Source organism: Streptomyces sp. A0592, from assembly GCF_004795115.1.
Classification (GTDB): domain Bacteria; phylum Actinomycetota; class Actinomycetes; order Streptomycetales; family Streptomycetaceae; genus Streptomyces; species Streptomyces erythrochromogenes.
In genome coordinates this window covers 39,972-62,622 of sequence record NZ_SSBM01000017.1, presented here as the reverse complement: position 1 = coordinate 62,622, position 22,651 = coordinate 39,972, and the positions used below count along the sequence as shown (strand labels likewise).

Here is a 22,651-nt window from a genome sequence, read left to right as displayed (position 1 = left end):
AGACCCACGCTGACAGCCGCGGACGGGGAGGGTGACGGCATGACGGACCAGGTCGAAGGCGGCAGCGCCCGGCATTCGCGCCGCCGGGGCCAGGGCGAGTTGGAGGCACAGGTACTGGCTGCCCTCCATGCTGCGCCCGGGCCGGCCAACGCGGCCCGGGTGCAGGAGCACCTCGGCGGCGGGCTCGCGTACACCACCGTGATGACCATCCTGACGCGACTGCACGCCAAGGGCGCCGTCGCCCGCCGGCGCTCGGGCCGCTCCTTCGAATGGACGCCGGTCGCGGACGAGTCGGGACTGGCCGCGCTGCGGATGCGGAAGGTACTGGACGCCGAGGCGGACCGGGAGGCGGTACTGGCCAGCTTCGTCACCGCCCTGCCGCCCGGCGACGAGCGCGTGCTGAGGGGCCTGCTGGACGAGATCGCCGGAGACGGAGAAGACCGCGCATGTAGAAGCACAGGAGCGGCGGGGAAGCCCGCGAGCAGCCACCGAGACCGACCAGGGGCTTTACCCATCCTTTACTATGGTCCGGCGGATACTTTCCCGCCCACGCGCAGCAGACCGGACCCGGCTGGGTCCGCCGATTGAAGAAGGAGCAGCAGACCCGCAATGGGTGAACCTCCCAGTACGAGCCGTGTCACGCCCTGCCCGCAGATTCCGAGCCGGGAAGCGGGGGTGGCACGGTGACCGAAGTCCTACTGCTGCTTCTCGCGCTGGGCCTGACGCTGGCGTGCGCGGTGTTCGTCGCCGCCGAGTTCTCTCTCACCACGGTCGAGCGCAGCGAGCTCGAACGCGCCGCCGCGGCCGGCGAGCGGGGCGCCGAGGGCGCGCTGAAGGCCGCCAAGCGCCTCACGTTCCAGTTGTCCGGTGCCCAGCTGGGCATCACGCTGACCTCGCTGGTGATCGGCATGCTGTCCGAGCCGTCCGTCTCAGCCCTCCTCCGAGGCCCGCTGGAGGCCGCCGGACTGCCCGCCGGGGCCGTCCCCGTCACCGCGACCCTGCTGGGCGTGGCCCTGTCCACGATCGTCCTGATGGTGGTCGGCGAGCTGGTTCCGAAGAACTGGGCCATCTCGCACCCGCTGGCCGTCGCGAAAGTCGTCGCGGGCCCGCAGCGCGGCTTCACCGCCGCTTTCGCGCCGCTGATCCGGCACCTGAACAACACCGCGAACCGACTGGTGCGCCGGTTCGGGCTGGAGCCCGCCGAGGAGCTGGCCTCCGCCCGTACGCCGGAGGAGCTGGTCGCGCTCGTCCAGCACTCCGCCCGCCAGGGCGCCATCGAGGCGGACTCGGCCGAGCTGTTCGTCAGGACCGTCCGTCTGGCGGAGCTGACGGCGGAGAACGTGATGACCCCGCGGGTGGACGTCCACGCCCTGGAGGCCCACGCCACCGCGGCCGACGCCGCGAAGCTGACCCTGGCCACCGGCATCTCCCGCTTCCCGGTCTACCGCGACTCCCTGGACGAGGTGATCGGCACCCTCCACATCCGCGACGTGCTCGCCCTTGAAGAGGCGGAGCGCGCCGGCACCCCCGTCACGGACCTGATCACCGAGCCCCTGCTCGTGCCGCACTCCCTGACCGTGGACCGCCTGCTCGGACGGCTGCGCAGGGCCCGCACCATGGCCGTGGTCATCGACGAGTACGGCGGCACCGCGGGAGTAGCCACCGTCGAGGACATCATCGAAGAGGTCGTCGGCGAGGTACGCGACGAACACGACCCGATGGAGGTCCCCGACCTCGTCGAGGGCCCCGACCAGGACGGCCGGAAGGTCTGGGAGGCGGAGGGAAGCGTCCGCGTCGACGAGCTGGCGGAGATCGGCCTGGCGGCGCCCGAGGGCCCGTACGAGACCCTGGCCGGCCTGATCGCCACCCGGCTGGAGCGCATCCCCGTCGAGGGCGACACCGTGAGCGTGGACGGCTGGGAGCTGTCCGTGCTCGACATAGAGCACCACCGCGCCGACCGGGTGTCGATCACCGGACCCGCCGATTCCACCCTCACCGAGGAGCAGGGCCGATGACCGCGATCCAGTTGCTGATCGGCGCCCTCACCCTGCTCACCAATGCCTTCTTCGTCGGTGCCGAGTTCGCCCTGATCTCCGTACGGCGCAGCCAGATCGAACCGGCCGCGCGCAAGGGCGACCGGCGGGCGAGGACCACCCTGTGGGGGCTGGAGCACCTCTCCGCGATGATGGCGACCGCCCAGCTCGGCATCACCGTGTCCTCCCTCGTCCTCGGCGCGGTCGCCGAGCCGGCCATCGCGCACCTGCTGGAACCCCCGTTCCAGGCCATCGGCGTCCCCGAGGCGCTGATCCACCCGATCGCGTTCGTCATCGCGCTCACCCTGGCGACGTACCTGCACATGCTGGTCGGCGAGATGGTGCCGAAGAACATCGCGCTCGCCGCCCCGGCGCCGACCGCACTGCTCCTCGGCCCGCCCCTGGTGGCCCTCACCCGCGCGCTGCGCCCGTTCGTCTTCGCCATCAACGCCTTCGCCAACGCCCTGCTGCGGCTGATGAAGGTCGAGCCGAAGGACGAAGTCGGATCCGTGTTCACGGACGACGAACTCGCCCGCCTGATCAAGGACTCCAGCGCCGCCGGCCTCCTCGCCCCCGAGGACGGCGAACGCCTTCAGGACGCCCTGGAGCTCGGGACCCGGCCCGTCGGCGACATCATGACCCCCCTCGACCGGGTGGTCACCGTGGCCCACGACATCACCCCCCAGGGCCTGGAACGGGCGGCCGCCGCCCACGGCTTCTCCCGCCTGCCGGTCACCGGACCCGGCGACGAGATCCTGGGCTACCTCCACATCAAGGACGCCCTCGGCGCCTCCGACCGCACCGCTCCGTTCCCGCGCGGCGCCCTGCACAAGGTCACCGAAGTCGCCGTCGACACCCCGCTCGACGACACCATGACCGCCATGCGCGCGGCCGGAACCCACCTGGCCGCCGTCACCGGCGCCAAGGGCACCGTCCTCGGCTTCGTCACCATGGAGGACCTGCTCGAGGAGCTCGTCGGGACCGCCCACGACGCCGACGCCTGACCCGAACGAGCAGGCCGGTGGCCGGCGCCCCACGGGGTGCCGGCCACCGGCGTGTCCTGCCTTCGGCCGGGGTCGGCGGTACCGTGCGAGGCGCGTGCCACGCCCGGATCCTCGTCTGCCTGCATCTGCGGGGCGGACTCCCCTACCGTCGGAGGGCGCGGCACGCGGTCGGCGCGCGCCGACCGGCGGGCCGTCGTCGAAGTCGGAGCAGGAAGTCGGCACCAGCACCGCCGGAAGCTGCAACTCCACCGGGAGATACGCGTGAGAATGCTGATCAACAGTCCCCAGACCGTGGTCGCCGATGCCCTGCGCGGGCTGGCCGCCGCCCACCCGGAGCTGGACGTGGATGCGGAGGCCCGGGTCGTCGTACGCAAGGGCGCGCGCGACGGCGGGCGGGTCGGCCTGGTGTCCGGCGGCGGCTCCGGCCATGAGCCCCTGCACGCCGGCTTCGTCGGCCCCGGCATGCTGTCCGCCGCCTGTCCGGGCGAGGTGTTCACCTCCCCCGTGCCCGACCAGGTCGTGCGGGCGGCCAAGGCCGTGGACTCCGGCCGGGGGGTGCTGTTCATCGTCAAGAACTACACCGGCGACGTACTGAACTTCGACATGGCCGCCGAACTCGCCGAGGAGGACGGCATCCGGGTCGAGCGCGTGCTCGTCGACGACGACGTGGCCGTCACCGACAGCCTCTACACCGCCGGTCGGCGCGGCACCGGTGCGACTCTCTTCGTCGAGAAGATCGCCGGGGCCGCCGCCGAGGAGGGCGCTCCGCTGGAGCGGGTCGCGGCGGTGGCCAAGCGGGTCAACGAGGCCTCCCGCAGCTTCGGCGTGGCCCTCAGTGCCTGCACCACGCCCGCCAAGGGCAGCCCCACCTTCGACCTGCCCGACGGCGAGCTCGAACTCGGCATCGGCATCCACGGCGAGCCCGGCCGCGAGCGCCGCCCGATGATGTCGGCCCGCGAGATCGCGGAGTTCGCGGTGGGCGCCGTACTGGACGACCTGGCGGACGCGGCCCCGGCCGACGGGCCGGTCCTGGCCCTGGTCAACGGCATGGGTGCGACGCCGCTGCTGGAGTTGTACGGGTTCCACGCGGAGGTGGCGCGGGTGCTCGCGGACCGCGGCGTACCGGTGGCGCGGACCCTCGTCGGGAACTACGTCACCTCGCTGGACATGGCGGGGTGCTCGGTGACCCTGTGCCGGGCCGACGAGGAACTCCTGCGCCTGTGGGACGCGCCGGTACAGACCCCGGCCCTGCGCTGGGGCCGCTGACCGCCTCCAGGTGCTAGGGAGCGTCCTGCCGATGGGCGATGTGGCCGCCCAGAGCCCCGGTGACGGCCACCGCCGCCAGCCCGGCCCATCCCCACATCCTGCCCTTCATCGGCCGTCCGGCCAGCCGTGCCGCGAGGGAGACCGCGTAGCAGCTGACGGCCACCGCGTTGGAGGCGGCGTGGGCGAGGCCGACCCTGGCCTGCTCGGGCGGCTGGTCGGCCCAGTCCGCCCAGCCGGCGATAGCGGCGGGGGCCACACCTGCCAGGCCGACGGCCGTCAGGGCCGTGGCCCCACGGCGCTCGCCGGGTACGACGTCCAGTACGGCGGCGGAGAGCCAGCAGCCGATCGGCACCTGCACGAGGACGGGGTGGAGGGGATGGCCCAGCGGTCTGCCCCTCAGCAGGTCCCTGACGTCGCCCAACGGGAGCGAGCGGATCCCCCGCTGCAGGACGCGGATCGCCGGGTCGGCCAGTGTGGTCCGCTCGATGCGGCCCAGGGTCGTCAGCCACCACCCGGAAGCGGCGTTCAGGGCGGGGGCGACCTTCGCGGGGTCGAGCGTTTTCGTGTTCATGGATGGCGCCTACCCGGCTTCGGGCCCCTGCCCCACGTCGGTGTCGGCCGAGAGAGTGGACCGGGCCCTCGGACGCCGCGTCCGGCCTGCTCGTGGCGCTGCCGGCACTCCCGATATGACTGATCCACCCATGCGAGTGGATCATCCGCCCGACCATGCCCGACGGCCCACGCCCCCTCTATATACAGGGGATGTCGCTCACCCCACCGTTTGACTGATGGGTCGTCATGCCATGCTGAAGGTCGCTCTGCGAGTCCTCGCCGCCACGTTCCTGCTCTCCGCCGCCATCACACCGTCCGCATCAGCGGCACCCGCGGCACCCGCGGCAGAGGACGAGACCACCGCCCCCTGCGGACCGGTCGTCGAATACCGTGCCATCGACTGGTGGCGCACCACCACGATTCCGCAGATCGCCCGCCCGGTCGCGGCCAGGGCCGCCAGCGAGCGCTGGCAGTGGCGCAACGACGTCAACACCCTGTGGCGCGGCGACACCCGGGAAACCGTGGAGGAGATCTTCCGGACCGGCTTCACCCCCCGCGGTGACCAGCTCACCCCGTTGGCGGAGTACATCGTCAAGGGCGGGGGCCAGCTCAGTGCCCACCTCAGCACCAGCTGCGACGTATCGGTGGCGAAGAGGTTCGCCACGTACGGTGCGGAGCAGACCGGCTGGGTGTACGAGATCCACGCGCCCGGCGGCATCGACGTGAACGCGACGGCGCGGGTGAACAACTACCAGTCGCCGTACCTGTGGAACAAGGAGATCGACTTCCCCGGCGGCGTCGAGGGCCACTTCATCAAGGGCGCGTGCAAGTACCGGCTGACCGGCACCGACCCGGTCACCAACGAGAAGACCTGGGCACAGCTCGGCTGCAAGGAGAACGTCGGATTCGCGCCCTACAAGCCCGAACCGACCGCCTACGCCCTGGCACGCTGAATCCCGCCGCAACCCGTTGTGCCGCGAAGGCTCCGCGGGTGGACAGAAGGCCCCGCGATGCGGGGCCTTCTGCGGTCGGCCCCTCGGGGAGAATGCTCATGGAGTGTGCTCCCTGCCCGAGAGGACCCGACACCCGATGTCCATATGGCCTTCGATCGTTGCCGTACTCGGTACCCTCGCCGGTGCCCTGACCGCCGGACTCCTCCAGCACCGTTCGGCGCGCAGCGCACGCGCCGAGGAGCGCGCCACCGGCCACCGTCAGGACCAGCTCGGCGCCGTCACCGAGTTCGCGGCCGCCTTGGACGCGCACCGCTCGGCGATGTTCCATCGGGAGCGCCTGACGCTGACCGGGACCACCGGCGCCGAGCACCAGCTGGAGGCCCAGACGAGGTCCCACGACACCCGGGCGGCAGTCACCGCGCCCCACATCCGCCTTCAGGTCCTGGTCCCCGAACTGGCCGTCGCCGCCCAGCAGGCCGCCGACGCCACGTACGCGCTGCGCAAGGCAGCCGACCGGACCGAGCTGGACGCACGGCGGCATGCGGCCAAGGAAGCGTCCGTCGCCTTCATCGCCGCGGCCGCCGCGCTGCTGAGCCCGGCAGGCCGCTGACGTCCAGGTCCGTCACGTCGCCGGCCGCCCGGGCCCGGCCCGAGCCGTTGGACAGCCCGCCCCGGCAGATGACAGGCTCGCGCACCATGGAGCCACTCGACGTCCTGACAGAACTCGCACGATCGGGACGGCTGGGCCCGGTCGCGAACGGCGCAGCCTGGGAAACGGTCACCGCGGTGTTCGGCGAGCCCTGGGAAGTGACCATCGGGGAGCGCAGGTCGTGGCCGCGCCTGTTCGCCTACGGCGACCTCGAGGTCAGTGTCTGCCGCTGCCGGAAGATCGTTCTGATCTGCCTCCAGACCTGGCGCGAGGTCGTCGAACTCCCTGTCGGCCCGATCGGCGGCGACACCGTCCCGGGCAGGCCCACGTACGCCGACGTGATCGGGGCTCTCGACCGCGCCGGCTGCGCGTGGCAGCCCCACGAGCCCCTGACCTTCGGCAACCAGTGCTCGATCCGGGCAACGTCCTCCGGTGTCGTCTTCGTCTTCGAGATCCCGGACGGGGAGGAGCCCGTCCTCAACGTCGTGGGCCCCCCGCCCCACCGACATGACTGCCCCGCGATCGCCGTGGCCCACGCGACACCGTGAGCATGGGACCGGCACCGGGCGGGCACTTCGCCGCGCGGGGTGAGGCACGCCCCTGATCCCGGCCGGGCTTGCGTGCAGCTCGCGGGCGGAGCCGGTCGGCAGAGCCTGTATGCCGGGGACGGTGACACCGCCCCGCCCTCGGGTGCAGAATCGAGCCTGCGACACCGGGCGGGGGCCCGGTCCGGGGCGGGGGTGTACCGATGGGCCGGGTTTGGCGTTGGGGACTGACCCTGCTGGTGGCCGGATTCCTGCTGTGGTACGCCTCCTACTGCACCACGGTCGTGGTCTGGGAGCTGCGCAAGCTCCTCGCGTGGTTCGCCCTGCCCCTGCTGGCCGTGGCGTGCTGCGTCGCGACCGGCCTGGTGGTGCGGCAGATCCGGCGGCGCACGGGGCGTTCCCTCGGCGGGGCGCACACGACCGCCGTCCTGGTGTGGCTCGGAGGTGTCTTCGGACTGGTGCTCGCCGTCGGCTGGCTGGTGTACGGGGCCTACCTCCAGGACCGCGCGTACATGGCCACCGCGCAGATCGTGACCGACCCGGTCCCCACCCTCTCCGCCCGCTCCCCGTACCTGGTCGGCGAGGCACAGGCCGCCCCGCACCTCGGCGATGTCACCGGTGAGATCGCCGACATCACCTACCTGCCCGACTCCGACCGCTTCGGCACGCTCGTCGAGCGGCGCGGCTGGCTCGCCGGGTACGAGGTGGGCCTCGTACAGGAGGTTCCGCTGGGCGGCAGCGGTCGAAGCCAGGAGCGCTGTCCGTTCGACGTGGAGAAGGCCGACGCCCGCATCAGCGGCTGGTTCGGCCACAACCTCGGCCGGAAGATCTCTGCCGTGAAGCGGTGGGTCCGCTTCGAGGCCGACGACGCCTACGTGACCTGCTCGAACGGCACACCGGTCGTGGTGGTCCCCCTCAAGCGCCAGACCGGCGTCCTCGTCGTGACCGAACGCCCCGCCGGCGTGGCCCTCTACGACGGCAGGACCGGGAAGCTGACGGTCACCACCGACACGGCCGCGGTCCCCGGCCCCTCCTACCCGCTGAGTCTCGCCGCCCGCCAGCGGGAAGGCACAGCGGCCGTCGGCAGCTTCAGCGACTGGTGGTTCGAGCGGAGCGGCTGGGACGCCTCCGAGGACGGCGCCAACGAGGGCAACGAGTCCGAGTTCACCCTGCGGTACGGCGGCGCTGCCGCGGGCGCCGCGGGCAGCGCGTACGTCACCCCCCTCACTCCGCAGGGCGAGGCCAGCTCGGTGGTGGCGGTCTCCCGGGTGCCCACCCGTCACCAGGGCGGCGCTCTCGCGCCGATGACCGTCCACCGGCTCGATCCGGCCTGGTCGTCGCCGAAGGCTCTGGTGGCGCTCATCAAGGCCGAGTACCGGGACGTCTGCTGCTACAACGACGACCAGGTGTTCGAGGTCGTCCCCACCGGAGGCAGCACCTGGACGGCCACCATCGGCAGCGAGCAGAACATCCGCTACCGCGTGGAGGGAAGGGGGCCGGTCGAGGGACGCGAGGCCACCTGCCTCAAGGCCGCCGACGGCGCCCTCATCCGGTGCGCGTACGCGGCGCCGGGCTCGCCCGAGGACCAGGAGCTCAAACGCAGGGAGCAGCAGAAGCAACAGGACGAGGCCGCGAAGGGCGCGGGAGGCGGCGGAGGCGCACCGGGCGATCTCAAGGGCCTGACGGACGAGCAGCTGGCGGAGCTCCAGCGCCGCTTGGGTGACGAGTTCCTCCGTCGCCTGAAGAGCGGCTGAACCGCCCGTCCGGAACGGGACGTGCGATGCGATGCGATGCGATGCGACCGGACGGTATGCGCATCACGCAGGGCTGACCTGCGACATCTGCGCTTGTCGCAGCCCTCGCCGTGCACCAGTGTGGCGGGCATGACCTCACCGCAGCCCCACGTCCCGGACCGAACCCCCATGCACGGCGCAGTCGTTACGGCCGGCACCCCCGACACCCCCGACACCCCCGGCGCGCCCGAGGCAGCGCTCGAACCGCTGCGCGCCTACGTCCGCGGACACGCCACCGGCGACCCTGCTCATTTCCGGGACGCGTTCCTGCCCACCGCCCACGTCGAGGGAATCCGGGACGGCGCGTTCGTCTCGTGGCCTCTGGACGAGTACTGCGCCCTCTTCCGGGGACGGCCGGCTCCCGACGAGCCGACCCGGTCCCGCCGGATCGACGCCGTCGCTGTCCACGGCACCGTCGCGACCGCGACCATGACGCTTTCGCACGGCCCGGACACGTTCACCGACATCTTCCTGCTGGTCCTCGTCGACGACGGCTGGCGCATCGCCAACAAGGCTTATCACCGGCATTCATGAGAAGCCGTCAGTATCCGGCGGTGCGTTCCGCGCGCTGATTTTTTGGCACTAGCAGCCAACAATTCTCGCGGCCCATATCCGGACGACTAGAAAGGATCGCATCGGATCGAACCCGACCCCCGGTGAGGGTAAGGAGCCCGTCGGTGGTCGGAATGATGGCGAAGGTGGTGAGCGTATGCGTGAGTCCAGCCCAAGCGATTGCGGTCGGACCACTTACGACAGGTCCGGGTCCTTGACCTCTCCCCCGGCAGGCCGGCCATGCTGATGCCCATCCTGTTCTCCCCGGCGCAGGCCTCGGCCCACGAGTACCGGTCCCTGACGTCGACCATTCGCGCGAAGGCGGAAGATGCGCAGGGATTCTTCGGTGGAGCCGGACGCAGGGAGGGCGAGATGCCGCATCTTCCCCTCCACATCAAACTCAGGGGTCTGTTCATCGAGCTCTTCATCGAACTCCGCCCCCGCAACACGAGCCTGCGCATCGCCGGTTTCCGCAACCTCGTCGAGAACGGCCAGGCCCCGCCGGAAGCGTCCGTGCACCGCGTGCGGGACGCGGTCGCGCCGCAGGGCGTCGACCGGACGGAAACCCTGCCGTTCGGCGGAGACCGCGCCGACCTCGAGACGGCCGCCGCCGTCCGGCGCGCCGGGATCATGCTGGGGCGCAGTCACCTGAGCCTCGCCGTCATCCGGCTGCACCGGAACAGCGATCCGCGGAGCACCGCCTACGGAATGCTCGTGCTCTCGGAAATGCTCTGCGAGGCCGCCCGGTACCCCGCCCTGGCCGATGCGATGTCACGCCTCTGGACGACCGGAGGGCGGTTGTAGTACCCCGGGTCGCCAATCCGGTCGGCGTGGCTGCCGCTGCGCCGGCCGGACGGTGCTCGCCCGAACACCTCAGAGCGTCTCGCTGAGGGAATCGGCGAGGCGGCGGCGGGCCGTCCGGGTCGCCGGTAGTGCCGCCGCCCCCACCGCGCCCAGCACCGCCCCGGCGGTCACCGTCAACAGCACCGGCAGCGGTGGCAGTTGGGCGATGCCCGCGCCGATGCCGCTCGACGCGCCCTGGGTGTCCACCAGCCAGGTGCCGGACAGGAGCCCCACCGTCGTGCCCACCAGTGCGGCGGCGAACGCGGTCAGGCCTGCGGCCGTCACGATCATGGCGCCGATCTGCCGGGGCGTGAGTCCGATCGCCTTCAGGGCGAGCAGGTCGCGGCCCCGGTCGCGTACGCCGGTGCCGATCAGGGTCAGCAGTTCGATCAGCCCGATGAGGGCCAGTACGGCGATCAGCGCGCCGATCACTCCGCGGGCCGGTTCCAGCCGGTCGGCCGGGTTGGGCGTCTCGCGGATCTCCAGGGTTGCGCCGGCGGCCGTGGCGAGGGCGCCGCTCACGGCCCGGGGGTCGGTCCCCTCGCGCAGTACCAGTGCGTGGTAGGCGGGCCTCAGCTGCGGGTCGCGCTCACGCAGTGCGTCCAGGGTGGTGGTGATCACCCGGCCGCCGGATTCGGGCTCGATGGTGCGGCCGACGAGGTGCAGGATCTGCGGCCGTCCGCCGACCGTCATCCTTACCCAGTCGCCGACCCGTACGCCGAGGAGGTCCAGCAGTCCCTGGCCTGCCACCGCCTCGTCGGGGCCGGCGACCGCGCGCCCCTCCACCACTGCGGAGGGGTAGGGCTGCCGGGCCGTGCCCAGTCCGCGCAGCGTGATGGTGCCGGTCTGTCCGGGGACGAGCGCCGCCATCTCCGCGCCCGGATGGACGGCCTCGATGTCCGGGACCGCAGCGAGGGTCTTCTCCAGCTCCGCGTCCGAGGGTCCGGCGGGCTGCTCGGCCCGTACGGTCAGTGCCGCGGCCAGCCCCATCTGCGCGGGGCGGCTGCGGAACTGGTCCAGGGTCGACCAGGCGACGAGGGCGACCGTGATGAGGACCAGCGGCAGCGCGAGCCGGGCCACCGTCACCAGCGTCCGGCCGCGTCGGGGGAAGGCTGCCCGCCACCCCAGGACGAGGGCGGGCGGCACCCGTACGCCGAGCGCCCGCTTCCCCAGAGCGGTCATCGGCGCGGCGGTCGGCAGCGCGGCCCGGGCCACGGGCACCGGGGGCACCCGTCCGGCCCGCCAAGCCGAGAGTCCGGTGGAGGCCGCGATGAGCAGCACCGCGCCGACGGGGATGCCGATCATCAGGGCGGTGTGGCCGGGCAGGTCCTGCCACACGGCGGCGGCCTCCCCGATCCGCCCGGGTATCCGGGCGCCGAGCAGGGCGATCGCCGTGGTGCCGAGGGCCACGCCGAGGAGGGCGAAGGCCAGGTGCTGCACGAGGAAGCCGCGGGCGACCTGGCCGGGAGTGAAGCCGATCGCCTTGAGGACGGCGATGTCCCGCAGCTGGGCCCGGACGCGCGCGCCGATCGCCCCGGACGCGGCCAGGGCGGCCGCGAGCAGGGCACCGAGGCCGAAGACGGCGAACATCGCGCCCAGGAGCCGGTCGTCGCCACCCGCGTCGGCGCGTGCCTGCTGCCACTTGGTGACCTCGGCCACCCGGTCGGCGCCGAGTACGGTGACCGCGCGTTGGACGATGAAGTCCGTGTCGCCGGGGTCCTCCAGGCGCAGCCCCACGCTCTGTCCGGTGTCGCCCCGGGCGATCTCCTCGAGGGTGGCGGGCAGCACCCAGCCGATGCCCGCGGCGCCGCCCGGCTGGTAGCGGGGCTCGGCCGCGTCGGCCGTCCCGCTCACCCGCAGGAGGTGCGGTGCGCCGTCCGGCCCGGTGACGCGTACGGTGTCGCCGGGCTCCGCCCAGAGGGCCCGTGCGACCGAGGTCTCCAGCACGACGGAGCCGGGACCTGAGCCGGGACCCGAGCCCGGGCCGGAGCCTTCGTCCGGCGCGGTGAGCCAGCTGCCCGCGCCGACGAGCGGCCGACCGGTCTGCGGGGGCTCCACCGGGGCCGCGCGGAGGGTGACCCCGGCGCGGGCGCCTCGGGACTCGACCGTGGTCGCCGTCGTGCGGTAGGGCCCCGACAGTGCCGCGACCCCGTCCACGCCGGACAGGGCGTCCGTGTCCGCGCCGGCGCGGGTGTGCAGCCAGATGTGGGCGCCGTGGGACTGGTTGAAGACCCGCTGCCAGGGGTTCGCGGCGTAGCCGAACAGCGCGCCGGCCAGCAGGAGCGAGGCGATGACCCCGGCGCTGGCCAGGACGACGAAGAGGGCTTCGCCGCGGTGTGCGCGGAAGTCGGCCTGCGCCCAGCGCAGGGTGGCCCGCACGGTCACTCCTTCAGTTCGAGTACGCCGGAGACGCCGCCGGCCGGGCCGGGACGGCCTCCGCCGAGCTGTGCGTCGTCGGCTATTCGGCCGTCGAAGAAGCTGATGACGCGGTCGGCGGCGCTGGCCATCCGGGCGTCGTGGGTAACCATCATGATCGTCTGACCGCGCTGGTGGAACCGCGTGAGCAGCCGCAGCACCTCTCGGGTGCCCTTGCTGTCGAGGCTGCCGGCCGGTTCGTCGGCGAGCAGCAGCCGGGGGTGGTTGACCAGGGCGCGGGCGAGCGCGACCCGCTGTTGTTCGCCGCCGGACAGCTCGCCGGGCATAGACCGCTCGCGGCCTTCGAGGCCGAGTTCGGCGAGCAGTTCGGCGCGGGAGTCGCGGGCGGCCTTCGGGGAGACTCCGGCGAGCAGGGCGGGCAGTTCGACGTTGTCGGCGACGGTGAGGTTGGAGACGAGGTTGAAGAACTGGAAGACGACGCCGATGCTGCGGCGCCGCAGCACGGCCCAGCGAGCCTCGCGGTATGCGTCGACCCGTTCCCCGTCGAGCCAGAGCTTGCCGCCGTCGGGCCGCTGGAGGCCGCCGATCAGGTGCAGCAGCGTGGACTTCCCGGCTCCGGAGGGTCCGGTCACCGCGACGAACTCGCCGGGCTGGACGGACAGGTCCACGCCGCGGACGGCGGGCACCGGGGCGCCTTCGCCGTGGTGCGTCTTGGTCAGCCCCTCGGCGCGGACGATGGGCACGGCGGGGCGGACGGTGGGCGGCACGGCTGGAGCGGCGGTGGCGTCGTCGCTCATTCCAGCTCCTCCTGACAGCGTTCCAGCCAGTCGAGGTCGGCCTGCAGGTGCAGCATGGCGCCCTCGATCAGCAGTTGGGAGATCTTGTTGTCGCGGTCCTCGGCGGCGGCCAGCTTCGACAGGTCCCGCATGGTGTTGAGGTACTGGCGCCGCTGCTTGTTGATCAGGGCGATCGGATCGGCCAGACCCGACTGCGGTGCGAGCGCCAGTTTCATGAAGAACTCGTCCCGTACCCGGGGTTCCTCGGCGGTCTCCTCGAACCACGCCAGTACGGCTTCGCGCCCTGCGTCCGTCAGCTTGTACGTGCGTTTGTTGGGGCGGCCCGACTGTTCGACGTCCTCGCCCTCGATCAGGCCGCTCTTCTCGAGCCGGCCGAGGGTGACGTAGATCTGGCCGACGTTCGGCTGAGGGTACGCGGCGCCCAGGAGCTTCTCAAGGTCCTGCTTGAGCTCGTAACCGTGCGCAGGGCTACGGGTGAGGAGCGCAAGGAGCGCCAGCCGCACTCGCTCCCCCTCCTTCCCGCTCCGTAGTCAACCGTTCACTGGCGCACGGTCGGATGTCGCCGACGTCCGTCCTGTCTGCCTGGACGTCTAGTATCGCCCATGCCTAACGGGTATATATAGGCCACGATGGTCGGCAGTGCAGCCGGATCGCGCTCTGGGAGGAATCTATGCGGTGGATGCGTGCCGCGGGTAGAGCTCTCCTGGTGGTGGCGGTCGTGCTGGCGGGGTACTCCGGTCTCGGCGTGCGTCCCGACGCGGGCGCCGCCGCCTCCGACGCCCGCGGCCCCCTGACGCTCGTGACGGCGGGCGACCTGACGGACTACCTCGGTCCGCTCCTCGACGACTGGAACGAGAGCCGTCCCGGCGAGCGCGTGAGTCTCGTCGAGCTGCCCGACTCGGCGGACGAGACCCGCGCCCAGATGATCAGCGAACTGCGATCGGGCCGCGACCGGTTCGACGTGCTGAACATCGACGTCGCCTGGACGTCCGAGTTCGCGGCGGCCGGATGGATCTCCCCGCTCGAACGGGACCGGTTCCCACTGGACGCGTTCCTGCGGCCGGTCGTGGACACCGCGACCTTCGACGGACGTCTGTACGCGGTCCCGTACGTCACGAACGCGGGCCTGCTCTACTACCGCAAGGACATCCTGGACCTGGCGGGCGAGCAGCCACCGCGCACCTGGTCCGAACTGGCCCGCCAGGCGCGCACGATCGCCCCGCGGCACGGGCTGGACGGCTATGCCGGCCAGTTCCTCCCGTACGAGGGGCTCACCGTCAACGTCACCGAGGCCGTGCACTCCGCGGGCGGTTCGATCCTGCGCGACGACGGCGCCCGCGTCACCGTGGACTCCGACGGGGCGCGCGCCGGGCTGCGGTTCCTGGCGGACGGGGTGCGGGAGGGCTGGATCTCCCGCGAGGCACTCGGCTACAAGGAGGAGGAGTCCCGCAAGGCGTTCCAGGACGGCCGGCTGCTCTTCCTGCGGAACTGGCCCTACGTGTACGCGGACGCGAGCGCGGCGGGGTCCAAGGTCGCGGGCAGGTTCGGCGCCGTGCCGCTGCCGGGCGCCGACGGTCCCGGCACCAGCGTGCTGGGCGGCTCCAATCTCGCCGTCAGCGCTCATGCGCGTCATCCGGCGTCGGCGGCCGACCTGATCGCCTACCTCACCAGTGAACGGGTGCAGCGACGGGTCCTCACCGAGGGCTCGCTGCCACCGGTGCGCGCCGCGCTGTACGAGGATCCCGAGCTGGTGCGCGCCTATCCGTACCTGCCGACCCTGCGCGAGAGCGTGCTGTCGGCGGTCCCGCGCCCCAAGAGTCCGCGCTACGACCAGGTGAGCCTCGCCGTGCAGGCGGTGGGGCAGGACGTGATGGCCTTGCGCCAGACGCCCGACGAGGCGGTGGCGCGGCTCGCGCGCGAGCTCGGGGCCATTTCCCGCACAGGCTGATCGCACTTCCGCTACCTCCCTGAGGGCTCCTACTTACATGTTAAGTAGGAGCCCTCTTTCGTGCACCCGGTCATTCGGTGACAAACCACCCCAGCTTTTACCTGTTTCTGGACACATCGTTGACACCTTCCAGTCGCTGCTACTTAACATGCATGCATAACAGCGCACCTGATCCAGGGCGCTCTCGCATTCAGAGACAGGTCGACGCGAGATGCTCAGCACCCTTCCGGCCGGTACCGGTCACCCCTCCCGCAGCGCCGCCCCTTCCGCCCCCTGGTGGCGCGACGCGGTGATCTACCAGGTCTACGTCCGCAGCTTCCTCGACAGCACCGGGGACGGCGTCGGCGACCTCGCCGGCGTACGCGCCGGGCTTCCCTACCTCAGGAAGCTCGGTGTCGACGGCATCTGGCTCAGCCCCTTCTACCCGTCGCCGCAGCACGACCACGGCTACGACGTCGCCGACTACTGCGGTGTCGACCCGGTCTACGGCGACCTCGCCGAATTCGACCGGCTGGTGTCCGACGCCCACCGGCTCGGGCTCAGGCTGCTGCTCGACATCGTCCCCAACCACTGCTCCAGCGAGCACCCGTGGTTCCGCGAAGCGCTCGCCGCAGCGCCGGGCAGCGCCGCCCGCTCCCGCTTCCACTTCGCTCCGGGCCGCGGCCCGGAGGGCGAGGAGCCGCCCAACAACTGGCACGCCATGTTCGGCGGCCCGGCCTGGAGCCGGACCACCACGGCCGACGGCACCCCCGGTGAGTGGTACCTGCACCTGTTCACGCCCGAGCAGCCGGACCTGAACTGGCGCGACCCCGTCGTGGGCGACGACTTCGAGCGCGTGCTCCGCTTCTGGCTGGACCGGGGCGTCGACGGCTTCCGCATCGACGTCGCCGCCGGGCTGTTCAAGCACCCGGAACTGCCCGACTCGGACGACCCCGCCGCGGACGAGCGGGCCCGCGACGCCGTCAACCAGCTGGCCTGGAACCAGCCCGAGGTGCACGGCGTGTGGCGCCGCTGGCGCGCGGTCTGCGAGGAGTACACCGCCCGGGACGGTCACGAGCGGCTCCTGGTCGGCGAGGTGTCCGTGCCCACCGCACGCGAGCACGCCGAGTACGTCCGCCCCGACGAACTGCACCAGGCGTTCTTCTTCGACCTGCTCAGCGCGCCCTGGGACGCCGACGCCTTCCGTACGACGATCACCGAGGCGATCCGCGACATCGCCGGCACCGGCTCCACCGTCACCTGGGTCCTCAACAACCACGACCAGGTCCGCACGGTCACCCGCTACGCCGGCGAGCCCGGGGTCGAAGGCAGCGGACTGGGAGCGGCCCGCGCCCGCGCCGCCGCCCTCCTGATGCTCGCCCTGCCCGGCGCCGCGTACGTCTACCAGGGTGAGGAGCTGGGCCTGCCCGAGGTCCTCGACCTGCCCGACGAGGTCCTCACCGACCCGATCTTCCGCCGTACGGGCAGCCGCAAGCACGTACGGGACGGCTGCCGCGTGCCCCTGCCCTGGTCCGGGCACGCCTCCCCCTTCGGCTTCAGCCAGGAGACGGCCGGCGTCAAGCCGTGGCTGCCGCAGCCCGAGTGGTTCGCCGAGCACGCCACCGACCGCGCCCTGGCCGACACCCGTTCCTTCTGGCACCTCTACCGCGACGGCCTCCAGCTGCGGCGCACCCTGCCGCAACTCGGTGACGGCACCCTGCACTGGCTGGACGCGCCCGCGCAGGTACTGGCCATCGCCCGCGGCGAAGGCCTGATCTGCGCGGTCAACTTCGGCACGGAGCCCGTGCCCGCACCGGTCCCCGGTACGCCGCTGCTCTCCAGCGGCCCCTGTCCCGACGGGCTGCTGCCCGCGGCGACCGCGGCCTGGTGGGCGGGCGAGTACCCGGCTCCCGGCCCGGCGGCCCCGCAGCCTCGGCCCACCCGGCCCGTGGCCCCGCAGCCCCGGTGACCCCGCAGTCCCCGTCACCCGTACTCCCCCAGCAGCCCCGGACTTCCCCGAAAGGACTTCTCATGCGACGACCCGGCAAGACGACCCGCCGCAGTGCCGCCACCGCCACCGCGGCCCTCGCCCTCGCCCTCGGCACCACCGCCTGCGGCGGCGCCGCCACCGGACCCGCGAGCGGCGGCGAGCTCAGCGGCCAGACCGTCACCGTGGCGGGTGTGTGGACCGGCGCCGAGCAGGAGAACTTCAAGAAGGTCCTCGACGCCTTCACCCAGAAGACCGGCGCCAAGACGGTCTTCGTACCCTCCGGCGACAACGTCTCCACCTTCGTCGGAAGCAAGATCGAAGGCGGGGCCGCGCCCGACGTGGTCATGGTTCCCCAGGTGGGCGTGCTCCAGCAGTTCGCGAAGAAGGGCTGGCTCCACCCGCTGTCCGACCAGACCTCCCAGACGGCCGGGTCCACCCTCGCGCCGGTGTGGAAGAACTACGGCACCGTCGACGGCACGTACTACGGCCTCTACTTCAAGGCCGCCCACAAGTCGACCGTCTGGTACGCGCCGGAGGCCTTCGCCCAGGCCGGCGTCACCGAGCCCAAGAGCTACAGCGACATGCTGAAGGCCGGCCGCACCCTCGCGGACTCCGGCCGCCCGGCCTTCGCCATAGCCGGCGAGGACGGCTGGACCCTCACCGACTGGTTCGAGAACATCTACCTCTCCCAGGCCGGACCGGAGAAGTACGACCAACTCGCCCAGCACCAGCTGAAGTGGACCGACGAGAGCGTCGTGCGGGCCCTGACCACCCTCGGGGAGCTGTTCAAGGACAAGCAGCTCGTCGCCGGCGGCGCCCAGGCGGCGCTGGGCACCGACTTCCCCTCGTCGGTCGCGCAGGTCTTCGGCCCGGAGCCCAAGGCGGGCATGGTCTACGAGGGCGACTTCGTCGGCGGTGTCGCCAAGGGGCAGTTCGGCAAGAAGCTCGGGCAGGACGCCAAGTTCTTCCCCTTCCCCTCGGTCGACGGCGGCCGGGCGCCGGTGGTCAGCGGCGGCGACGCGGCGGTCGTCCTGAAGGACGGCAAGAACGGCAAGGCCGGCATGAAGCTGGTCGAGTTCCTGGCGGGCTCCGAGGCCGCCGAGGTCTGGGCCGGCGCGGGCGGCTTCCTGTCCCCGAACAACGAGGTCGACTTCGCCTCGTACGGCGACGACACCACGCGCAGCACCGCCGACTCGCTGATCGCGGCCGGCAATTCGATCCGCTTCGACATGTCGGACCAGGCCCCGGCCGCGTTCGGCGGCACCAAGGGCGCGGGCGAGTGGAAGCTCCTCCAGGACTTCCTGCGCGACCCCTCGGACCCGCAGGGCACCGCTGCGAAGCTCGAGGCCGAGGCCGCCAAGGCCTACGGGAACTGAGGCGACCGCCATGGCTGACACCATGACCGACCGCTCCCCGGCCGACGGCTCCCCGACCGGCCGCCCCGCGACCGGCCGGCCCGCGACCGACGGACGGCGCCTGGCCCGGCGCAGGAAGCGCCGCCTCGCGGTCGTCTTCGTCCTTCCGGCCCTGCTCCTGCTCGGCGCGCTGGTCGTCTACCCCGTCCTCTTCTCCTTCGGCCGCAGCCTCTTCGACGCCGACGGCGACCGGTTCGTCGGGGCAGCCAACTACGCGGCGATCGTGCAGGACCCGGCCACCCTCAAGGCCATCCGCAACAGCGCGGTCTGGGTCGTCGTCGCCCCCACCCTGCTCACAGGACTCGGGCTGATGCTCGCCGTGCTCACCGAGAAGGTGCGCTGGGCGACCGCGTTCAAGCTGGTGCTCTTCCTGCCGATGGCCGTGTCGTTCCTCGCCGCGGGCATCATCTTCCGGCTCGCCTACGAACAGGACCCGGACCGGGGAGTCCTCAATGCCGCCGCCGTCGCCGTCCACGACGGCTTCGACGACGCCGCCGCCTACCCGACGGCTCGGGCCCGGGAGGGCCACGGCCTCACGGGCGGGGCGGGCGGACCGTACAGCACCGCGGCGACCGTACGGCCCGGGAGCTCGATCGGCCTCGGGTTCATCGGGGTCGCACCCGACGCGATGCCGGCCGGCGCGACGGCCGCGTCCGACCCGGCCGCCCCGGCGGGCGCCGCACCCGGCGCCGACGCGATCGGGGGCACCGTCTACCTCGACTTCGCCCCCGGCGGGGCGGGCACGCCGGGCCGGGTCGATCCCGGTGAGAAGGGCCTGCCCGGCATGAAGGTCGAGGCCGTACGGGACGGCCGGGTGGCCGCCACCGCCACCACGGCCGAGGACGGCTCCTTCCGGTTCACCGGACTGGCCGACGGCGACTACGCCCTCCGGCTGCCCGCGGCCAACTTCGAAGCCCCGTACCAGGGCGTGAACTGGCTCGGTCCGGCGCTGGTGACGCCCGCCATCATCGGCGCGTACCTGTGGGTCTGGACCGGATTCTCGATGGTCCTGATCGGCGCCGGCCTCGCCGCCATCCCGCGCGATGCGCTGGAGGCCGCGCGCATGGACGGCGCCACCGAGGGCCAGATCTTCCGCAAGATCACCGTGCCGCTGCTGGCACCGGTGCTCACCGTGGTCTTCGTGACCCTCGTGATCAACGTGATGAAGGTCTTCGACCTCGTGTGGATCATCGCGCCCGGTCCGGTCCAGGAAGAGGCGAACGTGCTGGCCACCCGCATGTGGATGGTCTCCTTCGGCGGCGGCAACGACCAAGGGCTCGGCAGCGCGCTCAGCATGGTGCTCCTGCTGCTCGTCGTCCCGGCGATGATCTTCAACGTCCGGCGTTTCCGAAGGAGTGGGGCATGAGCGGCCACAACACCGTCGAGCGGCACGGCCCGTCCCGGCGGACGGCGACGGTCCGGGCCGCCGACCCGCCCCGTCTCCCGTCCTCAGCCTCGTCCCCCTCGTCCCGCACGTCGGCGCCCGGGCGGCGTCGCGGGGGCCGGATCCCGCGCCTCCTGGGCAGCTCCGCCGTCCAGGGCGTGCTGATCCTGGTCGCCCTCGTCTGGATCACACCGCTGGCGGGCCTGCTCCTGTCCTCGATGCGCTCCGAGCAGGACAACGCCACCGAGGGCTGGTGGACGGCTCTCACCGATCCCTCCCAGCTGTCCCTGGACAACTACACCGCCCTGCTGCGGGATTCCGGCATCGGGGCGGCCTTCTGGAACACCGTCCTGATCTCCGTGCCGACCACCGTCCTGGTCGTCGTCATCGCGGCACTCGCCGGATACGCCTTCGCATGGCTGGAATTCCCCGGCCGGGACGGCGTCTTCCTCGTGGTCGTCGGGCTGCTGGTGGTGCCGGTGCAGATCGGGCTGCTGCCCGTGGCGAAACTCTTCGGCGCGGTGGGCCTGTTCGGGACCATCGCGGGCGTCGTCCTCTTCCACGTCGCCTACGGACTGCCGTTCGCGATCTTCCTGCTGCGCAACTACTTCGCCGAGATCCCGCGCGAGATGCTTGAGGCCGCCCGGATGGACGGCGGCAGCGAGTGGCGGATCTTCTCCCGGCTCGTGCTGCCGCTCGGCCGGCCGGCCATCGCGAGCCTGGCCATCTTCCAGTTCCTCTGGGTCTGGAACGACATGCTCGTGGCGCTGCTCTTCGCGGACACCGCATCGCAGCCGCTCACGGTCGCTCTGCAGTCCCAGATGCGCCAGTTCGGCAGCAACATCGGGGTCCTCGCCCCCGGGGCCTTCCTGTCCCTGGTGGTCCCGCTGGTCGTCTTCTTCGCCTTCCAACGGCACTTCGTCCAGGGCGTGATGGCCGGCTCGGTGAAATAGCGCCGGCCGGCCGGGGCTCCGTACGACGCCTCCGCACGGGTACCCGTACCCGTGCGGAGGCGTCGGCGTGCCCGCCCTTCAGGAGCCGGTCAGCGGCGGCCTGCGGTCGGCCCACGGCCGGGCCTCCTCCAGTTGCGCCGCCACCCGCAGTACGGACACCTCGTCGTCGCGGCGTCCCACCAGTTGCACGGCGAGCGGCAGGCCGTCCGTGCCCTGGCCCGCAGGTACGGAAGCCGCCGGGTGTCCGGTGACGTTCCACAGCGCGGTGTAGGCGACCATCGGGCGCGAACGCGCCAGCGCGGTCAGCAGCCCGGCACCGTCCAGCGCTCCCACCGGGCGCGGCCGGCCGGCCACGACCGGGGTGAGCAGCAGGTCCATGGAGGTGAACATCCGGTCGGCGCGCTCCGCCAGCCGCTCCCCCGCCCGGATCCCGCGTTCCACGGCGGATTCAGGGACCAGGCGGGCGAGCGCGAGGGTGCTCCGGGTACGCGACTCCAGCAGGTCGGGGCGCTCGACGGCGGCGGCCTCCGCTCGCACCCCGCCAAAGAACTGCGCCGCGAACGGCGCTGTCGCGTCCGGGTAGCGGGGGTTGACCTCCCGTACGTCGTGGCCCAGTTCGCGCAGCGCCCGTGCGGTCTCCAGCAGGGCTTCGACGTGCTCGGGGTGCGGGCGCACTCCGGGCACGGCGGGCTTGGCGCAGTAGCCGATGCGCAGTCGGCCGGGCGGGGTCTCCAGGGCCCGCAGCCAGCCGGTGGTGACGGGGCGGGCGCTCCAGCGGTCGGTGGGGGTGGTGCCGGCGAGGACGTCGTAGAGGAGGGCGGCGTCGCGGACGGTGCGGGTCAGCGGTCCCACGGTGCCGAGGGCGTACCAGAGGTGGGGGTTCGGGGCGGTGGAGACCCGGCCGCGCTGGGGCTTGAGGCCGAACAGACCGCAGCAGGCGGCCGGGATGCGGATGGATCCGCCGCCGTCGCCGCCGAGCGCCGCCCCGATCAGTCCGGCCGCGACGGCCGCCGCGCTTCCGCCGCTGGAGCCGCCGGGGGTACGGGTGGTGTCCCAGGGGTTGCGGGCGCTGCCGTGGGTGTCGGACTCGGTGAAGGGCCACTGGCCGAATTCGGGCATCGTCGTCTTGCCGATGACGACGGCTCCGGCGGCGCGCAGACGGCGTACGGCCTCCGCATCGGCGGCGACGGGGGTGCGGTTGGCGGCACCGCCGAAGGTGGTGACCTGCCCGGCGACGTCGAGCTCGTCCTTGACGGCGATGGGCACGCCGTGGAGCGGGCCCAGCGGCCGCTCCGCCTCCGCGTCCCGGGCGTCGGCCTCGGCGAGGGCCTGCTCGGCGAGGACGACACGGAAGGCTCCGAGGGCGGGGTCGAACCGGTCGATGCGGCGCAGCGCGGCCTCGGTGAGGGCCCGGGAGGTGACCTTGCCGGTGCGCACCAGCTCGGCCTGCCGCTCGACTCCCTGGAAGATCAGGTCCGCGTCGTCCCTGTCCATGCCCACCCCTTCGCCCCTACCTACCGGTAACTCCGGGCAAGGCTGGCGCCCCACCGCCCCCACGTCAAGCACGGTTTCGGTCGGCGAACAGGACTTCCTCCTGTGGCGGCATCTGCCGTGCGGGC

The 22,651-nt window shown here is 72.4% G+C and carries 19 protein-coding genes and 1 pseudogene; 15 read left to right on the top strand and 5 right to left on the bottom strand.

Features of this window, described 5'->3' with window-relative positions; translation table 11 throughout:
• Positions 1-39 precede the first annotated feature (39 nt).
• From E6U81_RS23455 to dhaK, 4 genes are all read left to right on the top strand, one after another.
• On the top strand, positions 40-588 hold the full coding sequence (locus tag E6U81_RS23455; RefSeq protein ID WP_136232056.1) for a BlaI/MecI/CopY family transcriptional regulator: 549 nt from the start codon (positions 40-42) through the stop codon (positions 586-588).
• 95 nt (positions 589-683) lie between these two features.
• The gene (locus E6U81_RS23450; RefSeq protein WP_136232055.1) at positions 684-2,015 is read left to right on the top strand and encodes a hemolysin family protein; all 1,332 of its coding nucleotides are present in this window, start codon (positions 684-686) and stop codon (positions 2,013-2,015) included.
• Complete coding sequence (locus tag E6U81_RS23445; protein WP_136232054.1) at positions 2,012-3,037, top strand: hemolysin family protein; 1,026 nt, start codon at positions 2,012-2,014, stop codon at positions 3,035-3,037. The genes E6U81_RS23450 and E6U81_RS23445 overlap by 4 nt, the downstream gene beginning before the upstream one ends.
• Positions 3,038-3,298: 261 nt before the next feature.
• Complete coding sequence (dhaK, locus tag E6U81_RS23440; RefSeq protein ID WP_136232053.1) at positions 3,299-4,303, top strand: dihydroxyacetone kinase subunit DhaK; 1,005 nt, start codon at positions 3,299-3,301, stop codon at positions 4,301-4,303.
• 13 nt (positions 4,304-4,316) lie between these two features.
• On the opposite strand, the gene E6U81_RS23435 is transcribed toward dhaK, so the two are convergent.
• A complete protein-coding gene (locus tag E6U81_RS23435; RefSeq protein ID WP_136232052.1) occupies positions 4,317-4,874 on the bottom strand; it encodes a DUF2231 domain-containing protein in 558 nt (185 codons plus the stop codon).
• 217 nt (positions 4,875-5,091) lie between these two features.
• Between E6U81_RS23435 and E6U81_RS23430 the strand changes: the two genes are divergently transcribed.
• The 6 genes and pseudogenes from E6U81_RS23430 to E6U81_RS23405 all read left to right on the top strand — a co-directional run bounded on the left by E6U81_RS23430 (position 5,092) and on the right by E6U81_RS23405 (position 10,151).
• Positions 5,092-5,808 carry a hypothetical protein gene (locus tag E6U81_RS23430; protein ID WP_136232051.1) on the top strand — a complete coding sequence of 239 codons (717 nt, stop codon included), beginning with the start codon at positions 5,092-5,094 and terminating at the stop codon, positions 5,806-5,808.
• Positions 5,809-5,944: 136 nt separating this feature from the next.
• A complete protein-coding gene (locus tag E6U81_RS23425; protein WP_206310005.1) occupies positions 5,945-6,418 on the top strand; it encodes a protein kilB in 474 nt (157 codons plus the stop codon).
• An 86-nt stretch (positions 6,419-6,504) separates the two neighbouring features.
• Entirely contained in the window at positions 6,505-7,005 is a 501-nt protein-coding gene (locus E6U81_RS23420; RefSeq protein WP_136232050.1) for a hypothetical protein, read from the top strand.
• A gap of 200 nt (positions 7,006-7,205) precedes the next feature.
• Positions 7,206-8,756, top strand: coding sequence for a hypothetical protein (locus tag E6U81_RS23415; RefSeq protein WP_136232049.1), 1,551 nt, complete (start codon positions 7,206-7,208; stop codon positions 8,754-8,756).
• Positions 8,757-8,993: 237 nt separating this feature from the next.
• Positions 8,994-9,329 (top strand): annotated as a pseudogene (locus tag E6U81_RS23410) (nuclear transport factor 2 family protein); the annotation flags it as partial.
• Between the two features lie 264 nt (positions 9,330-9,593).
• On the top strand, positions 9,594-10,151 hold the full coding sequence (locus E6U81_RS23405; protein WP_240803975.1) for a ribosome-inactivating family protein: 558 nt from the start codon (positions 9,594-9,596) through the stop codon (positions 10,149-10,151).
• 69 nt (positions 10,152-10,220) lie between these two features.
• On the opposite strand, the gene E6U81_RS23400 is transcribed toward E6U81_RS23405, so the two are convergent.
• The 3 genes from E6U81_RS23400 to E6U81_RS23390 are packed head-to-tail and all read right to left on the bottom strand — an operon-like array spanning position 10,221 to position 13,866.
• Positions 10,221-12,569: an FtsX-like permease family protein gene (locus E6U81_RS23400; RefSeq protein ID WP_136232048.1), complete on the bottom strand. Its 2,349-nt coding sequence runs from the start codon at positions 12,567-12,569 to the stop codon at positions 10,221-10,223.
• A 2-nt stretch (positions 12,570-12,571) separates the two neighbouring features.
• Complete coding sequence (locus E6U81_RS23395; RefSeq protein WP_136232047.1) at positions 12,572-13,363, bottom strand: ABC transporter ATP-binding protein; 792 nt, start codon at positions 13,361-13,363, stop codon at positions 12,572-12,574.
• Positions 13,360-13,866: a PadR family transcriptional regulator gene (locus tag E6U81_RS23390; RefSeq protein ID WP_031151728.1), complete on the bottom strand. Its 507-nt coding sequence runs from the start codon at positions 13,864-13,866 to the stop codon at positions 13,360-13,362. The genes E6U81_RS23395 and E6U81_RS23390 overlap by 4 nt, the downstream gene beginning before the upstream one ends.
• A 167-nt stretch (positions 13,867-14,033) precedes the next feature.
• Here E6U81_RS23390 and E6U81_RS23385 point away from each other — a divergent pair, with 167 nt between their 5' ends.
• The 5 genes from E6U81_RS23385 (at position 14,034) to E6U81_RS23365 (ending at position 21,032) form a co-directional block, all read left to right on the top strand.
• Positions 14,034-15,311, top strand: a complete 1,278-nt coding sequence (locus E6U81_RS23385; RefSeq protein ID WP_136232046.1) for an ABC transporter substrate-binding protein — start codon at positions 14,034-14,036, stop codon at positions 15,309-15,311.
• Between the two features lie 211 nt (positions 15,312-15,522).
• Positions 15,523-17,259 (top strand): glycoside hydrolase family 13 protein, encoded by a 1,737-nt coding sequence (locus E6U81_RS23380; protein ID WP_136232045.1) that lies wholly within the window; start codon positions 15,523-15,525, stop codon positions 17,257-17,259.
• 62 nt (positions 17,260-17,321) lie between these two features.
• The gene (locus tag E6U81_RS23375) at positions 17,322-18,656 is read left to right on the top strand and encodes an ABC transporter substrate-binding protein (protein ID WP_136232044.1); all 1,335 of its coding nucleotides are present in this window, start codon (positions 17,322-17,324) and stop codon (positions 18,654-18,656) included.
• A gap of 10 nt (positions 18,657-18,666) precedes the next feature.
• Positions 18,667-20,061 carry an ABC transporter permease subunit gene (locus E6U81_RS23370; RefSeq protein ID WP_240803974.1) on the top strand — a complete coding sequence of 465 codons (1,395 nt, stop codon included), beginning with the start codon at positions 18,667-18,669 and terminating at the stop codon, positions 20,059-20,061.
• Positions 20,058-21,032, top strand: a complete 975-nt coding sequence (locus E6U81_RS23365) for a carbohydrate ABC transporter permease (protein ID WP_136232043.1) — start codon at positions 20,058-20,060, stop codon at positions 21,030-21,032. Before E6U81_RS23370 ends, E6U81_RS23365 begins: the two co-directional genes overlap by 4 nt.
• A 78-nt stretch (positions 21,033-21,110) precedes the next feature.
• Here E6U81_RS23365 and E6U81_RS23360 read toward each other — a convergent pair whose 3' ends face one another.
• Entirely contained in the window at positions 21,111-22,526 is a 1,416-nt protein-coding gene (locus E6U81_RS23360; RefSeq protein WP_136232042.1) for an amidase, read from the bottom strand.
• Positions 22,527-22,651: the final 125 nt, after the last annotated feature.

What these genes read in the sequence shown, in the direction of transcription:
- E6U81_RS23405 (WP_240803975.1), top strand. Translation starts at nt 9,594, where the DNA reads ATGCCCATCCTGTTCTCCCCGGCGCAGGCCTCGGCCCACGAGTACCGG.
- E6U81_RS23435 (WP_136232052.1), bottom strand. Translation starts at nt 4,874, where the DNA reads ATGAACACGAAAACGCTCGACCCCGCGAAGGTCGCCCCCGCCCTGAAC.
- E6U81_RS23380 (WP_136232045.1), top strand. Translation starts at nt 15,523, where the DNA reads ATGCTCAGCACCCTTCCGGCCGGTACCGGTCACCCCTCCCGCAGCGCC.
- E6U81_RS23370 (WP_240803974.1), top strand. Translation starts at nt 18,667, where the DNA reads ATGGCTGACACCATGACCGACCGCTCCCCGGCCGACGGCTCCCCGACC.
- E6U81_RS23375 (WP_136232044.1), top strand. Translation starts at nt 17,322, where the DNA reads ATGCGACGACCCGGCAAGACGACCCGCCGCAGTGCCGCCACCGCCACC.
- E6U81_RS23455 (WP_136232056.1), top strand. Translation starts at nt 40, where the DNA reads ATGACGGACCAGGTCGAAGGCGGCAGCGCCCGGCATTCGCGCCGCCGG.
- E6U81_RS23360 (WP_136232042.1), bottom strand. Translation starts at nt 22,526, where the DNA reads ATGGACAGGGACGACGCGGACCTGATCTTCCAGGGAGTCGAGCGGCAG.
- E6U81_RS23365 (WP_136232043.1), top strand. Translation starts at nt 20,058, where the DNA reads ATGAGCGGCCACAACACCGTCGAGCGGCACGGCCCGTCCCGGCGGACG.
- E6U81_RS23430 (WP_136232051.1), top strand. Translation starts at nt 5,092, where the DNA reads ATGGGTCGTCATGCCATGCTGAAGGTCGCTCTGCGAGTCCTCGCCGCC.
- E6U81_RS23385 (WP_136232046.1), top strand. Translation starts at nt 14,034, where the DNA reads ATGCGGTGGATGCGTGCCGCGGGTAGAGCTCTCCTGGTGGTGGCGGTC.
- E6U81_RS23395 (WP_136232047.1), bottom strand. Translation starts at nt 13,363, where the DNA reads ATGAGCGACGACGCCACCGCCGCTCCAGCCGTGCCGCCCACCGTCCGC.
- E6U81_RS23445 (WP_136232054.1), top strand. Translation starts at nt 2,012, where the DNA reads ATGACCGCGATCCAGTTGCTGATCGGCGCCCTCACCCTGCTCACCAAT.
- E6U81_RS23420 (WP_136232050.1), top strand. Translation starts at nt 6,505, where the DNA reads ATGGAGCCACTCGACGTCCTGACAGAACTCGCACGATCGGGACGGCTG.
- E6U81_RS23415 (WP_136232049.1), top strand. Translation starts at nt 7,206, where the DNA reads ATGGGCCGGGTTTGGCGTTGGGGACTGACCCTGCTGGTGGCCGGATTC.
- E6U81_RS23425 (WP_206310005.1), top strand. Translation starts at nt 5,945, where the DNA reads ATGTCCATATGGCCTTCGATCGTTGCCGTACTCGGTACCCTCGCCGGT.